Annotated in this window: 17 protein-coding genes; 16 read left to right on the top strand and 1 reads right to left on the bottom strand. The window is 67.0% G+C overall.

What is annotated here, in order from left to right:
• The 3 genes from FLO80_RS03395 (at window position 1) to FLO80_RS03385 (ending at window position 2,513) form a co-directional block, all read left to right on the top strand.
• Entirely contained in the window at window positions 1-1,113 is a 1,113-nt protein-coding gene (locus FLO80_RS03395; RefSeq protein WP_111363900.1) for an ABC transporter ATP-binding protein, read from the top strand.
• A gap of 99 nt (window positions 1,114-1,212) precedes the next feature.
• On the top strand, window positions 1,213-1,848 hold the full coding sequence (locus tag FLO80_RS03390; protein WP_111364121.1) for a DNA-3-methyladenine glycosylase family protein: 636 nt from the start codon (window positions 1,213-1,215) through the stop codon (window positions 1,846-1,848).
• On the top strand, window positions 1,845-2,513 hold the full coding sequence (locus FLO80_RS03385) for an alpha/beta hydrolase (RefSeq protein ID WP_111363902.1): 669 nt from the start codon (window positions 1,845-1,847) through the stop codon (window positions 2,511-2,513). Before FLO80_RS03390 ends, FLO80_RS03385 begins: the two co-directional genes overlap by 4 nt.
• 171 nt (window positions 2,514-2,684) lie before the next feature.
• On the opposite strand, the gene pepT is transcribed toward FLO80_RS03385, so the two are convergent.
• Window positions 2,685-3,929, bottom strand: coding sequence for a peptidase T (gene pepT / locus FLO80_RS03380; protein ID WP_111363904.1), 1,245 nt, complete (start codon window positions 3,927-3,929; stop codon window positions 2,685-2,687).
• A gap of 279 nt (window positions 3,930-4,208) precedes the next feature.
• On the opposite strand from pepT, the gene FLO80_RS22825 reads away from it, so the two are divergent.
• From FLO80_RS22825 to FLO80_RS03320, 13 genes are all read left to right on the top strand, one after another.
• Window positions 4,209-4,559 carry a hypothetical protein gene (locus tag FLO80_RS22825; RefSeq protein ID WP_188078217.1) on the top strand — a complete coding sequence of 117 codons (351 nt, stop codon included), beginning with the start codon at window positions 4,209-4,211 and terminating at the stop codon, window positions 4,557-4,559.
• Entirely contained in the window at window positions 4,474-5,829 is a 1,356-nt protein-coding gene (locus FLO80_RS03375) for a DNA-packaging protein (protein WP_111364123.1), read from the top strand. The genes FLO80_RS22825 and FLO80_RS03375 overlap by 86 nt, the downstream gene beginning before the upstream one ends.
• A 180-nt stretch (window positions 5,830-6,009) precedes the next feature.
• Window positions 6,010-7,197 carry a phage portal protein gene (locus tag FLO80_RS03370; RefSeq protein WP_111363907.1) on the top strand — a complete coding sequence of 396 codons (1,188 nt, stop codon included), beginning with the start codon at window positions 6,010-6,012 and terminating at the stop codon, window positions 7,195-7,197.
• Window positions 7,190-7,423, top strand: a complete 234-nt coding sequence (locus tag FLO80_RS03365) for a GTA head formation protein, RCAP_rcc01685 family (RefSeq protein ID WP_111363909.1) — start codon at window positions 7,190-7,192, stop codon at window positions 7,421-7,423. The genes FLO80_RS03370 and FLO80_RS03365 overlap by 8 nt, the downstream gene beginning before the upstream one ends.
• Before the next feature lie 23 nt (window positions 7,424-7,446).
• Entirely contained in the window at window positions 7,447-8,019 is a 573-nt protein-coding gene (locus FLO80_RS03360; protein ID WP_188078202.1) for an HK97 family phage prohead protease, read from the top strand.
• Window positions 8,020-8,062: 43 nt separating this feature from the next.
• Window positions 8,063-9,244 carry a phage major capsid protein gene (locus FLO80_RS03355; protein WP_111363912.1) on the top strand — a complete coding sequence of 394 codons (1,182 nt, stop codon included), beginning with the start codon at window positions 8,063-8,065 and terminating at the stop codon, window positions 9,242-9,244.
• A gap of 147 nt (window positions 9,245-9,391) precedes the next feature.
• Window positions 9,392-9,991, top strand: a complete 600-nt coding sequence (locus FLO80_RS03350) for a head-tail connector protein (RefSeq protein WP_111363915.1) — start codon at window positions 9,392-9,394, stop codon at window positions 9,989-9,991.
• Window positions 9,988-10,326: a head-tail adaptor protein gene (locus FLO80_RS03345; protein ID WP_111363918.1), complete on the top strand. Its 339-nt coding sequence runs from the start codon at window positions 9,988-9,990 to the stop codon at window positions 10,324-10,326. Before FLO80_RS03350 ends, FLO80_RS03345 begins: the two co-directional genes overlap by 4 nt.
• Window positions 10,323-10,733 (top strand): DUF3168 domain-containing protein, encoded by a 411-nt coding sequence (locus tag FLO80_RS03340; RefSeq protein WP_111363921.1) that lies wholly within the window; start codon window positions 10,323-10,325, stop codon window positions 10,731-10,733. Before FLO80_RS03345 ends, FLO80_RS03340 begins: the two co-directional genes overlap by 4 nt.
• A 31-nt stretch (window positions 10,734-10,764) precedes the next feature.
• Window positions 10,765-11,181 carry a phage major tail protein, TP901-1 family gene (locus FLO80_RS03335; protein ID WP_111363923.1) on the top strand — a complete coding sequence of 139 codons (417 nt, stop codon included), beginning with the start codon at window positions 10,765-10,767 and terminating at the stop codon, window positions 11,179-11,181.
• Entirely contained in the window at window positions 11,181-11,501 is a 321-nt protein-coding gene (locus tag FLO80_RS03330; RefSeq protein WP_111363926.1) for a gene transfer agent family protein, read from the top strand. Before FLO80_RS03335 ends, FLO80_RS03330 begins: the two co-directional genes overlap by 1 nt.
• Window positions 11,502-11,505: 4 nt before the next feature.
• Window positions 11,506-11,715, top strand: a complete 210-nt coding sequence (locus FLO80_RS03325) for a rcc01693 family protein (RefSeq protein WP_111363928.1) — start codon at window positions 11,506-11,508, stop codon at window positions 11,713-11,715.
• Window positions 11,702-12,364 carry an RcGTA-type gene transfer agent tail tape measure protein gene (locus FLO80_RS03320; RefSeq protein ID WP_111363931.1) on the top strand — a complete coding sequence of 221 codons (663 nt, stop codon included), beginning with the start codon at window positions 11,702-11,704 and terminating at the stop codon, window positions 12,362-12,364. The genes FLO80_RS03325 and FLO80_RS03320 overlap by 14 nt, the downstream gene beginning before the upstream one ends.
• The last annotated feature ends 6 nt before the right edge of the window (window positions 12,365-12,370 follow it).

Genomic DNA, 12,370 nt, shown 5'->3' with positions numbered 1-12,370 from the left:
ATGGCCCCTGATACGGCCCGAGACGCGGCGGGCACGCCGGTGCCGCGGTTGGAGGTGCGCAATCTCAGGCGCGTTTTTGATGGCCGGGCCGTGGTGGACGATGTCTCGCTTCGGGTGATGCCGGGGCAGGTGACCTGTCTTCTGGGGCCCTCGGGATGCGGCAAATCCACGACATTGCGGATGATCGCGGGCGTCGAGATGCAGGATGCGGGCGAGATCCATGTCGATGGCCGGCTGATCTGTGACACGACCTTCCGGGTGCCGCCCGAGCGGCGCAATATCGGGCTGATGTTCCAGGATTTCGCGCTGTTTCCGCATCTGAGCGTCGCCGAGAACGTGGCGTTCGGGCTCAAGGGCAGCAAGGCGGAAAAGCGCGCGCGGGTCGAGCAGCTTCTGGGTGAGGTCGGGTTGAACCGTTTCATCGAGTCCTATCCGCATGAATTGTCGGGGGGCGAGCAGCAGCGGGTGGCATTGTCGCGGGCGCTGGCGCCGCGGCCGGGGATCATGTTGATGGACGAGCCGTTTTCGGGGCTCGACAACAGGCTGCGCGACGAAATCCGCGACCTGACGCTAGATGTGCTCAAGAAAGAGGGCGCCGCCGTTCTCCTGGTCACGCATGAGCCCGAAGAGGCGATGCGCATGGCCGACGAAATCGCGCTGATGCGTGATGGCCGGATCGTGCAGCAGGGCGCGCCATACAATATCTACAATGCGCCGATCGACCGGGCGGCAGTTGGCTTTTTCAGTGATATCAATGTTATAAAAGGCAAAGTTCAAGGTGCGTTGACGGATACGCCCTTTGGTCAGTTCCTTGCCCCCGGCGTGCCGGACGGGCAGGAGGTCGAGATCGTGATCCGCCCGCAACATCTCAAGATCGACTTTGACCGCGGCGGTCGCGGGCCGGACCCGACGCCGCAGGATGGTGTGCCGGCGCGTGGTGTGGTCCAGCGGGCGCGCTTCATGGGGAGCGAGAGCCTTGTCGAGTTCCGCATGGATTTCGACGGCTCGATCCTCAAGGTGACGGTGCCCAACGTGTTTCTGCCGAGCCCGGGCAAGGCGCTGTGGCTGACGATCCGGCGCGACCGGTGTTTCGTTTTCCCGGCTGAGGCGTAAATCGCGAGACCCGCTTTGATTGCGGCCAGTGTGGCGGCATGGCATGACGAAAGGGTTAATGTCACGCGCGCGGACTGGAACGGGGAGGCGCAGGCACGCATGAGCGTGGGTCGGATCATCGAGGGGCCGGACTGTGTGGCCGAAGGGGCGGCGTGGCTGGCGGCGCGGGACGCGGGCATGGCGCGCGCCGTGGCGGCGGTGGACGAGGTGCCGCTCAGGCTGCGCGAGGACGGGTTTGCCCAGCTTCTGAGCGCGATCGTGAGCCAACAGGTGAGCGTGGCCTCGGCCAACGCGATCTGGGGGCGGATGCAGGCGGCGGGGCTGGTGACGCCCGGGGCGCTGGCGGACGCGAGCGACGAGGCGTTGCGCGAGGTGGGATTGAGCCGACAAAAGATGCGCTATTCCAGGGCCTTGGCGGAGGCGGGGATCGACTATGACGGGTTGCGCCGCCTGCCCGATGCCGAGGTGGTCAAGATGCTGACCGCGGTGCCCGGCGTGGGGGTCTGGACGGCGGAAATCTATGCGATGTTCAGCCTTGGGCGCGCGGATGTGTTCGCACCGGGCGATCTGGCGCTGCAAGAGGCGGCGCGGGTACTTTACGAGCTGGAAGAGCGGCCCAAGGAGCGCGCGCTGCGCGAGATGGCAGAGGCGCGCTGGCGCCCGTGGCGCGCGGTTGCGGCGCGGGTGTTATGGGCCTATTACCGGGTGGCGAAAGACAGGGAAGGGATCAGATGACACGGGCATTGAATGCAACCCGCAAGGGCCCGAAATCAGGGGAAAATCCACGTTCCGTGGTGGTGTTCCTGCATGGCTACGGGGCGAATGGGGAAGACCTTTTGGGGTTGGCCGATCCGCTGGGCGAGCACCTGCCCGACACGCTTTTCATCGCGCCCGATGCGCCCGAGAAATGCGCTGCCTCGCCCGTTGGCTATCAGTGGTTTCCGATCCCGTGGATCGACGGCTCATCGGAAGAAGAGGCCGAGCGGGGGATGCGGGCGGCGGTTGACGATCTCAATGCCTTTCTCGACGGGGTGCTGGTGGACGAGGACATGCTGCCCGAGCAGATGGTGCTGTTCGGGTTCAGCCAGGGCAGCATGATGAGCCTGCATGTCGCCCCGCGACGCGAGGACGAAATATCTGGAATCGTTGCATTTTCCGGCCGTATTCTGAACCCGGAACTGCTGGTCGACGAGGCGGTGTCGAAGCCGCCTGTGCTGCTTGTGCATGGCGATGCGGATGACGTGGTGCCGCCCGCCTCGCTGCCGCAGGCGGCGGAGGCGTTGCAGGAGGCGGGGTTCAAGGAGGTCTATGCCCATATCATGAAGGGCACGGGCCATGGGATCGCGCCGGACGGGCTTTCGGTGGCGCTGGCTTTCATGCGCGACAAGCTGGGGCTGTGAGCAGCGCGCGGTGGGGTTAACGGCGATTTTCCGGCGAAAAACCGGGGGGTGATATGCGTATGACTCCCGGCTGTTCCCCGGCTGCCGGCGCGCGCGTTTACCTTTTCGCAGGAACGCGGGTTAACCAAGCGTGCGGTCGGGGTCCGATTTTTCGCCGAAAAATCGTGAGCTTCAGGTCTCGGTCGCGCGCCTTGCGAGGATCAGGCAGGTACGGGTGGCGGCGGTCATGTCCTGAACGCTGATCCATTCCAGCGGGCCGTGCAGGTTCTGCATGCCGGTGAAGATGTTGGGGCAGGGCACGCCCATTTCGGTCAGCCGCGAGCCGTCGGTGCCGCCGCGGATCGGGTGGGACACGGGGGTCAGGCCCGCCTCGCGCGTGGCGGCGTGGGCGAGGTCGACCGGCGTCATGTCGTCTTCGAGCCAGTAGCGCATGTTGCGGTATTGGGCCGTGATCTCGCAGGTGATGCGGGCGCGCGGTTCGGTTGCCTGCACGGCGGCGCAGATCTCTTGCAGCAATGTGCCCTTGGCGGCCAGCCCGTCGCGTTCGAAATCGCGCAGGATGAAATGCAGCGTCGCATGGGCCGCCGTGCCGGTCATGTCGGTGATCATGATGAAGCCATCGCGGCCATCGGTGGTTTCGGGCGTCATCGTGGCCTGTGGCAGGGTCTGCACGATCTTTGACGCGAGGTGCAGCGCGTTCACCAGCTTGCCCTTGGCGGTGCCGGGGTGGATCGAGACGCCCTCGATCTGGACGGTCGCGCCGTCGGCGGAGAAGGTTTCATGCTCGATCTCGCCAATCGCGCCGCCATCGAAGGTGAAGGCGAAATCGGCGCCGAGATCGGCGGGCAGGTCGGCATGGACGCCGCGGCCGATTTCCTCGTCCGGGGTGAAGGCGAGGCGAATCTTGCCATGCGGGATGTCGGGGTTTTCCAAGAGGTGGCGCGCGGCGGTCATGATGATGGCGACGCCCGCCTTGTCATCGGCGCCCAGAAGGGTGCTGCCGCTGGCGGTGATGATGTCGTGGCCCGCCTTGGTGGCGAGATAGGGATAATCCTCGGGCGAGAGGCGCAGCCCCGGCGCGTCGGGGAAGGTGATCGGGGTGCCGTCATAGGCGCGGTGGACGCGCGGCCTGACCCCGGTCGCGTTGAAGGCGGGGGCGGTGTCGACATGGGCGAGGAGTCCCATCACCGGGGTGTCATGTGTGACCGTTGCGGGGATGGTGGCTAGCACGGTGCCGTAATCGGTGAGCGTGACATCGGAGGCGCCGATCTCCTTGAGTTCCTCGACCAGCAGGTTGAGCATGTCGAATTGCATTTGGGTGCTGGGTGACGTGGGCGAGGCGGCGTCGCTCTGGCTGTCGATGGCGGTATAGCGCAGGAGGCGGGTTTCCAGTTCGGCGTCAAACTCGGGTTTCATGGGGGGCCTTTCGTCCTCGGGGCGTTGCCTGCTTTGTCATGTGGGCGGSGGGGGAGGTMARGGGGKGGKGGGTTGGGGTCAGATGGAATGTTAAGAAAACGTAAATAAAACGGGCGCTTAGCGGGTGTCGAAATTTGACAGGGCGCGCGGTCTGGCCTAGCTTTTACGGCATGCTGGACGAGATCGGCAAGCGGCCCCGGGGGTGACCCCGGTGGCCGTTTTTTCATGTCCGGCAAGGACGGAGGCAACAGGAACTCCAGATGAGGCAGATACGAATAGATGGCATCAGACCAGAACCGACGCGACCGGGAGCGCCTGCGACGGGCGCTCGAGGTGGTGGAGACCCAATTGCGGGCAATGAAGGGCGACCTGGAGCGGCTGCACAGGCAGATCCGCGCCGGGCAATTGAGCGGGCTGACGGATTCGGCCCGGATGACACAGGAGATCCGCCAATGGCTGCGGATCGCCATGGAGATGGAGACACGTCTTGAAAAACGATCAATCACGGAAGACCGGCGCGACGGACCCCGTGCCATTGACCTCGATGCCGCAAGGACTCGCATCGGGTGCCGCCTGGATCGCCTCAGAAGGGCCAGATGTCCAGGCCGCTTTCCTGAACGAGTTGAGTGAGGAGGAGCTTTTGGCGCTGCCTTACCTTTTCGAGTTCTGGGCGCTGGAGCATCAGCTTCCGCCCGGGGGCGATTGGCGGACATGGGTGATCATGGGCGGGCGCGGTGCGGGCAAGACCCGCGCCGGGGCCGAATGGGTGCGGGCCTCGGTCGAAGGGGCGGGGCCGCGCGATCACGGGCCGTGCCGGCGGATCGCGCTGGTGGGCGAGACGATCGACCAGGTGCGCGAGGTGATGGTGTTCGGCGAGAGCGGGATTCTCGCCGCGTCGCCGCCCGACCGGCGCCCCGAATGGCAGGCCGGGCGCAAGCGGCTGATCTGGCCCAACGGGGCGGTGGCGCAGGTGTTCTCGGCGCATGATCCCGAAGCGTTGCGCGGGCCGCAATTCGATGGCGCATGGGTGGATGAGCTGGCCAAGTGGAAGCGGGCGCAGGACACGTGGGACATGCTGCAATTCGGGTTGCGGCTGGGTGAACATCCACGGGTTTGCGTGACCACGACGCCGCGCAACGTGGGGGTTCTGAAGGCGATCCTTGGCAACCCGTCGACGGTGGTGACGCATGCGCCGACCGAGGCGAATGCCGCCAACCTTGCCGCCGGGTTCCTTGACGAAGTGAAGGCGCGCTATGCCGGGACGCGGCTGGGGCGGCAGGAGTTGGAGGGGCTTCTGCTGGAAGATGCCGAAGGCGCGCTCTGGACCGTGGCGGCGTTGGAGGCGTTGCGGATCGAGGCGCCACCCGAGATGGACCGCGTGGTGGTGGCGGTCGACCCGCCGGTGACGGGCCATGCCGGATCGGACGAATGCGGGATCGTGGTGGTGGGTGTCGTGACGCGCGGGCCGGTGCAGGATTGGCGGGCCTATGTGCTGGCCGATGCGAGCGTCAGAGCGGCGAGCCCCGCCACATGGGCGCGCGCCGCCATTCGCGCGATGGAGCGGTTCGGGGCCGAGAAGCTGGTGGCCGAGGTGAACCAGGGGGGCGACCTGGTGGAATCGGTGATCCGGCAGGTCGACCCGATGGTGCCTTTGAAGAAGGTGCATGCGGCGCGGGGCAAGGTGGCGCGGGCCGAGCCGGTGGCGGCGCTTTATGAACAGGGGCGGGTGCGGCATCTGCGCGGTCTGGGCGAGTTGGAAGACCAGATGTGCCGGATGACGCTGCGCGGCTATGACGGCAAGGGCAGCCCGGACCGGGTGGATGCGCTGGTCTGGGCGCTGGCCGAGCTTTTGATCGAGCCGGGGGCGAAATGGCGCAGGCCACAGGTGCGGGCGTTGTGATTCGCGATGAGGGGTGACGATTTTTCGGCGAAAAATCGGCCTCGCGTCGGGAGCGCACGGTGCCGTTAGCCCTTCTTAAACCTTTCGCGACATGATCCACGACAAGCCGGGTCAAGCCCCGGATCACATGAAGAACCGATGCCAGGGCATTGGGAAAAAAGAGAAATCGAGGAGAGCCGGATGGCGGTATTTGACTTCTTCAAGGCGCGTGAGACGCAAGCCCCCGAGGCCAAGGCGAGCGCGGCCGGCCCGGTGATGGCCTGGCACGGGGCGGGCCGGGTGGCGTGGAGCCCGCGCGACATGGTCACGCTCACCCGCACCGGGTTTGCGGGCAACCCGGTGGGGTTTCGCTGTGTCAAGCTCATCGCCGAGGCCGCCGCCGCGCTGCCGCTGGTGCTGGAGGATCGCGAGACGCGGTTCGACGCGCACCCGGTGCTGGGCGTGATGCGGCGGCCCAACCCGACGCAGGGTGCGGGCGAGTTTCTCGAGGCGCTTTATGCGCAGCTGCTGCTCACCGGGAATGCCTATGTCGAGGCGGTGGGGGCCGAGGGCGCGGTGCCGGTCGAGCTTTACGTGCTGCGCTCGGACCGGATGAGCCTCGTGCCCGGCGCGGATGGCTGGCCGGTGGGCTATGAATACAGCGTTGGCGGGCGCAAGCACCGGTTCGCCGTGGGCGAGGAGGTGTCGCCGATCTGTCATATCAAGAGTTTCCACCCGCAGGACGACCATTATGGCCTGTCACCGATGCAGGCGGCGGCGCAGGCGGTGGATGTGCATAACAGCGCCTCGCGCTGGTCCAAGGCGCTCTTGGACAACGCGGCGCGGCCTTCGGGGGCGATCGTCTATCGCGGGGCCGAGGGGCAGGGCAGCCTGAGCACCGATCAGTATGACCGGCTGGTGTCGGAAATGGAGAGCCATCACCAGGGCGCGCGCAATGCCGGGCGGCCGATGCTGCTCGAAGGGGGGCTCGACTGGAAGCCGATGGGGTTCAGCCCGTCGGACATGGAATTCCAGAAGACCAAGGAGGCGGCGGCGCGCGAGATCGCGCTGGCCTTTGGCGTGCCGCCGATGCTGTTGGGGATTCCGGGGGATGCCACTTACGCCAATTACCAGGAGGCGAACCGGGCGTTTTACCGCCTCACGGTGCTGCCGATGGCGCAGCGGGTGGCGGCGGCGCTGATCGCGTGGCTGGGCGATTTCAGCGGTGAGGCGCTGAGCCTCAGGCCCGATCTCGACCAGGTGAGCGCGCTGTCGGCGGAACGCGATGCGCAATGGCGGCGTGTGGCCGAGGCGGATTTCCTGAGCGTGGCGGAAAAGCGCCGCCTCTTGGGCCTGCCGGTCAGCGCCGAGGGGGAGATGGATGATTGAGGACGACCGCAGATACGGGTTCGAGGCGTTCGATTGCGCCCCGGCGCTGCGGCTCGAGGCGCATGAGCGGGTGGCGCGGCTTCAGCATGACGGGTTGGTGCGGCGGCTGGAAAAGCTCGAAGAGATGATCGAGCGGCTGGAAAAGCGTTTGTGGCTGGCGGTTTACGGCGTGGTCGCCGTGATCCTGGGGCAGGCGTTCCAGTCGATCCTCGCGGCGGCGCCGTGAGCGGAACGAGGATGGAGAGAGCGATGGATTTCGTGGATGTGAGCGGGCTGGAACGGAAATTTTGCCGCTTTGACGCGGCGCTGAGCGTGAGCGAGGGCGAGAGCGGCGGCGCGGTGATCGAGGGTTATGCCAGCCTTTTCGGGGCGCGTGACCAGGGTGGCGACGTGGTGGAAGCGGGCGCCTATGCGGCAAGCCTCAAGCGGCTGGCGGGCGAGGGGCGGCGGGTCAAGATGCTCTGGCAGCACGACCCGGCCCAGCCGATCGGCATCTGGGACGAGGTGCGCGAGGATGGCCGGGGCCTTTACGTCAAGGGGCGGCTTCTGGACGCGGTGGAGCGGGCGCGCGAGGCGGCGGCGCTGATCGCCGCCGGGGCAATTGACGGCCTCTCGATCGGTTATCGCACGCTCAGGACGCAGAAGAGCGATACGGGGCTGCGGCTCCTCAAGGAACTGGAGCTTTGGGAGGTGTCGTTGGTGACATTCCCGATGCTGCCCAGTGCGCGGGTCGGGGCCAAGGGCGAAAGCCCGGAGGCCGAGACCTGGCGCGAAATGGCGGCGGTGTTCGATACCGCCGCCCGCGAGTTGGCGCGCGACTGACGCGCTGGGACGACGACGTAACGTATGAACGAAGGAAAACGCGATGCGTGAACCCGAGACCAAGGCTCGGGCCGGGGGAGAGGTGTCTCCGATGGCCGAGATGAAGTCTGCCGTGACCGGCTTTCTGAGCGAGCTCAGGGACTTCAAGGACGATATTCACACAAGGTTTCAACAGCAGGAAGAGCGACTGACCATGCTTGATCGAAAATCCCATATCGCGGCGCGTCCCGCGCTGGCCGTTTCGGCCGATCTCGATGCCCCGCACAAGAAGGCGTTCGATGCCTATCTGCGCTCGGGCGATGATGACGGGCTGCGCGGGCTCGAGCTTGAAGGCAAGGCGATGAGCAGCGCGGTGGCGAGCGACGGGGGATACCTCGTCGATCCGCAGACCGCGGCGCAGATCCGCAGCGTGCTGGAATCGACGGCGTCGATCCGGGCGGTCGCGAATGTCGTCAATGTCGAGGCGACGTCTTATGACGTGCTGGTTGACCACTCGGACGTTGGCGCGGGCTGGGCCACCGAGACCGGCACGGCGAGCGAGACGGGAACGCCCGCGATCGACCGGATCACCATCCCGCTGCACGAATTGTCGGCCCTGCCCAAGGCCAGCCAGCGCCTGCTCGATGACAGCGCCTTTGATATCGAGGGCTGGCTGGCGGGGCGGATCGCCGACAAGTTCGCCCGGGCCGAGGCGGCGGCTTTCGTGAGCGGTGACGGGGTGGACAAGCCCACCGGGTTCCTCACGCATACGGTGGTGGCGAATACGGGCTGGAGCTGGGGCAATCTCGGCTATGTGCCGACCGGCGTGGATGGCAATTTCAACGGGGGCGAGGCGATTATCGACCTCGTTTATGCGCTGGGCGCGCGATACCGCGCCAATGGCACCTTCGTGATGAATTCGAAGACCGCGGGGGCGGTGCGCAAGCTCAAGGACAATGACGGGCGGTTCCTGTGGTCCGATGGCCTTGCCGCGGGCGAGCCTGCGCGGCTCCTGGGCTATCGCGTGCTCATTGCCGAGGACATGCCCGACATCGCGAGCGGCGCCGATGCCATCGCGTTCGGCGATTTCGAGGCCGGGTACACCGTGGCCGAGCGCCCGGACCTGCGCATCCTGCGCGATCCGTTCAGCGCCAAGCCGCATGTGCTGTTCTACGCCACCAAGCGCGTGGGCGGCGATGTGAGCGATTTCGCGGCGATCAAGCTGTTGCGGTTCGCCATCTCGTAAGGGCGGCGGATCGGGGGCGGGGCGACCCGCCCCCGGGCGCGCGGGGTTCGGGACAGGCGTTGTCCGGCTGCTCCCCTCCGTCCGAGCAACGCGGACCCCGTGCGCCGCATTTCCCCCGGAAGGGTCCGGAATTTTCGGAGTGTATCCATGATGTTGATCGAAGAAACCGCTGTGCCCCTTGCCGCCTTGCCGGTGGACGAGTTCAAGGCGCATCTGCGGCTGGGTTCGGGCTTTGCCGAGGACAGTTTGCAGGACGCGGTGTTGGAAAGTTTCCTGCGCGCGGCCATCGCGGCCATCGAGGCGCGCACCGGCAAGATACTGATCGAGCGCGGCTTTTCCTGGGTTTTGACCCAGTGGCGCGACCAGGCGGGCCAGGCCCTGCCGGTGGCGCCGGTGAGAGCGATCACCGAGGTCGTGCTGGTCGACAGGGGCGAGGCGGAAGAGGTGGTCGACCCCGCGCTTTACCGGCTCGACCGCGACATGCAGCGCCCGCGATTGCGCCCCGTTGGCACGCTTTTGCCCAATATTCCCGGGGCCGGATCGGTGCGGATCGGGTTCATTGCGGGGTTTGGCGCAGGCTGGGGCGATCTGCCCTCGGACCTTGCGCAGGCGGTGCTGCTCTTGGCGGCGCATTACTATGAGTACCGCCATGAGACATCGCTGGGCGAAGGGTGCATGCCGTTTGGTGTGACCTCGCTCATCGAGCGGTATCGCACGGTGCGGCTTTTCGCGGGGGGTGCGGTATGAGCGGCGTTCACCTCAACCGCAAGCTGGTTCTGGAAACGCCCGAGCGGGTGGCGGACGGGGCCGGCGGCTTTGCCGAAAGCTGGGTCGCGCTGGGCGAGCTTTGGGCCGAGATCCGCGCGCGCACCGGGCGCGAGAAGGCGGGCGGCGCGGTGGCGCTGTCCACGGTCGGCTATCGCATCACGCTGCGCGCCGCGCCGGTGGGCCACAGCACCCGCCCGCGCCCCGATCAGCGGTTGCGCGAGGGGAGCCGCATCTTTCGCATCCTCGCCGTGACCGAGCGGGACGCGGCGGCGCGATACCTCGTCTGTTACGCGGATGAGGAGGTGGCGGCATGAGCTATGGTGTGGCAGCCGCGCTTCAGGCGGCGGTTTACGAGGCTTTGAGCGGGGATGCGGCGCTGGCCGCGCTGGTCGGCGACGCGGTGTTCGATGCGCCCCCCGCCGGGCCGTTGCCGGGCACTTACGTGACGCTTGGCCCCGAGTTGACCCGCGATCGGTCGGACCAGACCGGCCACGGCGCGCTGCACCGGATCACCGTGTCGGTGGTCACCGACAGTGCCGGGTTCCAGGCGGCCAAGGATGTGGCGGCAGCGGTCAGCGATGCGCTGGTCGATGCCGATCTCACGCTGGCGCGCGGGCGGCTCATCTATCTCAACTTCGAGCGCGCGTTGGCGCGGCGCGAGGGCAGCGGTGCCCGGCGGCGGATCGACCTGTGGTTTCGCGCCCGGGTGCAGGACGACTGAACTTTTACTTTGACATGAACGGAGACATCACATGGCGGCCCAGAATGGCAAGGACCTGTTGATCAAGGTGGACCTGACCGGGGACGGTCAGTTCGGAACGGTGGCGGGGCTGCGCGCGACGCGGGTGAGCTTCAATGCCGAAAGCGTGGACGTAACCAGTCTCGAAAGCCAGGGCGGCTGGCGCGAGTTGCTGGCCGGGGCGGGGGTCAAATCGGCCTCGATCTCGGGCTCGGGCGTCTTCAAGGATGCGGACAGCGACGCGCGCGCGCGGCAGATCTTCTTTGACGGCGAGACCCCGGATTTCCAGGTGGTGATCCCCGATTTCGGCATCGTCGAGGGGCCGTTCCAGGTGACCGGCCTCGACTATGCGGGCAGTCACAACGGCGAGGCGAGTTATGAATTGTCGCTCGCTTCGGCCGGGGCGCTGACCTTTACGGCGGTGGTCTGATGGCCAATCCGTGGAGCGGCGAGGTGGCGCTTGTCATCGACGGCGAGGCCCGGGTGCTCAAGCTGACCCTCGGGGCGCTGGCCGAGTTGGAGGCGGGGCTGGAGAGCGGCACGCTGATCGAGCTGGTCGAGCGCTTCGAGGGGGGCGCGTTTTCGAGCCGCGATGTGCTCGCGCTGATCGTGGCGGGGCTGCGCGGAGGCGGTTGGCAGGGGAGTGCCGCCGACCTCTTGCAGGCCGAGATCGCGGGCGGGCCGATGGCGGCGGCGCGGGTGGCGGCGGAACTTCTGGCGCGGGCCTTCATGCTGCCCGAGGCGGGTTGAACCGATGGCGGGGTTCGACTGGCCCGCTCTGATGCGCGCCGGGATGCGGGGGCTTGGCCTCAGCCCGGCGGAGTTCTGGGCGCTGACCCCGGTCGAATTGCAATTCCTGCTGGGCCCTGAACGGGGTGCGGCACCGCTGGGCCGGGTGCGGCTGGATGAATTGATCCGCGCCTATCCCGACGATCAAGGAGAGAAAGACGATGGCGGAGAGTGACGGGTTTGATGAACTTGAAACACAGGTCGACGCGTTGGAGCGGACGCTGGGCGACGCGTCCAGCGTGGCCGCCGGGTTCGAGTCCGAGTTGCAGCGCATTCGCGGCACGATGGCCCAGACGGGGCAGGACGTGGCGACGCTCGAACGGGGCATGAGCCGGGGTTTGCGGCGGGCCTTTGACGGGGTGCTTCTGGACGGTGTGAAGCTTTCCGATGCGCTCGACACGGTGGCGCGTTCGATGATCAACGCGACCTACAATGCCGCCGTCAAGCCGGTGACGGATCATGTCGGCGGGTTGCTCGCGCAAGGGGTCGGGAGCCTGATGGGCGGGTTGTTTCCCTTTGCCGACGGTGCGCCGTTCAGCCAGGGCCGGGTGATGCCCTTTGCCAATGGCGGCGTGGTGGGCGGGCCGACCTATTTCCCGATGCGCGGGGGCACGGGGTTGATGGGCGAGGCGGGTCCGGAGGCGATCATGCCGCTGGCGCGCGGGTCGGATGGCAAGCTGGGCGTGCGCACGGCGGGTGGCGGGCGGCCCGTTCAGGTGGTGATGAACATCACAACGCCCGATGCGGGCAGTTTCCGGCGCAGCGAGGCGCAGATCGCCGCACAGATGGGCCGGGCGCTGCAACGCGGCCAGCGCAACCGCTGAGGAGGG

This window comes from Aquicoccus porphyridii, from assembly GCF_008369105.1.
In the GTDB taxonomy this organism is placed as follows: domain Bacteria; phylum Pseudomonadota; class Alphaproteobacteria; order Rhodobacterales; family Rhodobacteraceae; genus Aquicoccus; species Aquicoccus porphyridii.
This window is presented reverse-complemented; position numbering and strand designations above follow the sequence as displayed.

What these genes read in the sequence shown, in the direction of transcription:
- FLO80_RS03395 (WP_111363900.1), top strand. Translation starts at nt 1, where the DNA reads ATGGCCCCTGATACGGCCCGAGACGCGGCGGGCACGCCGGTGCCGCGG.
- FLO80_RS03390 (WP_111364121.1), top strand. Translation starts at nt 1,213, where the DNA reads ATGAGCGTGGGTCGGATCATCGAGGGGCCGGACTGTGTGGCCGAAGGG.
- FLO80_RS03385 (WP_111363902.1), top strand. Translation starts at nt 1,845, where the DNA reads ATGACACGGGCATTGAATGCAACCCGCAAGGGCCCGAAATCAGGGGAA.
- pepT (WP_111363904.1), bottom strand. Translation starts at nt 3,929, where the DNA reads ATGAAACCCGAGTTTGACGCCGAACTGGAAACCCGCCTCCTGCGCTAT.
- FLO80_RS22825 (WP_188078217.1), top strand. Translation starts at nt 4,209, where the DNA reads ATGGCATCAGACCAGAACCGACGCGACCGGGAGCGCCTGCGACGGGCG.
- FLO80_RS03375 (WP_111364123.1), top strand. Translation starts at nt 4,474, where the DNA reads ATGCCGCAAGGACTCGCATCGGGTGCCGCCTGGATCGCCTCAGAAGGG.
- FLO80_RS03370 (WP_111363907.1), top strand. Translation starts at nt 6,010, where the DNA reads ATGGCGGTATTTGACTTCTTCAAGGCGCGTGAGACGCAAGCCCCCGAG.
- FLO80_RS03365 (WP_111363909.1), top strand. Translation starts at nt 7,190, where the DNA reads ATGATTGAGGACGACCGCAGATACGGGTTCGAGGCGTTCGATTGCGCC.
- FLO80_RS03360 (WP_188078202.1), top strand. Translation starts at nt 7,447, where the DNA reads ATGGATTTCGTGGATGTGAGCGGGCTGGAACGGAAATTTTGCCGCTTT.
- FLO80_RS03355 (WP_111363912.1), top strand. Translation starts at nt 8,063, where the DNA reads ATGCGTGAACCCGAGACCAAGGCTCGGGCCGGGGGAGAGGTGTCTCCG.
- FLO80_RS03350 (WP_111363915.1), top strand. Translation starts at nt 9,392, where the DNA reads ATGATGTTGATCGAAGAAACCGCTGTGCCCCTTGCCGCCTTGCCGGTG.
- FLO80_RS03345 (WP_111363918.1), top strand. Translation starts at nt 9,988, where the DNA reads ATGAGCGGCGTTCACCTCAACCGCAAGCTGGTTCTGGAAACGCCCGAG.
- FLO80_RS03340 (WP_111363921.1), top strand. Translation starts at nt 10,323, where the DNA reads ATGAGCTATGGTGTGGCAGCCGCGCTTCAGGCGGCGGTTTACGAGGCT.
- FLO80_RS03335 (WP_111363923.1), top strand. Translation starts at nt 10,765, where the DNA reads ATGGCGGCCCAGAATGGCAAGGACCTGTTGATCAAGGTGGACCTGACC.
- FLO80_RS03330 (WP_111363926.1), top strand. Translation starts at nt 11,181, where the DNA reads ATGGCCAATCCGTGGAGCGGCGAGGTGGCGCTTGTCATCGACGGCGAG.
- FLO80_RS03325 (WP_111363928.1), top strand. Translation starts at nt 11,506, where the DNA reads ATGGCGGGGTTCGACTGGCCCGCTCTGATGCGCGCCGGGATGCGGGGG.
- FLO80_RS03320 (WP_111363931.1), top strand. Translation starts at nt 11,702, where the DNA reads ATGGCGGAGAGTGACGGGTTTGATGAACTTGAAACACAGGTCGACGCG.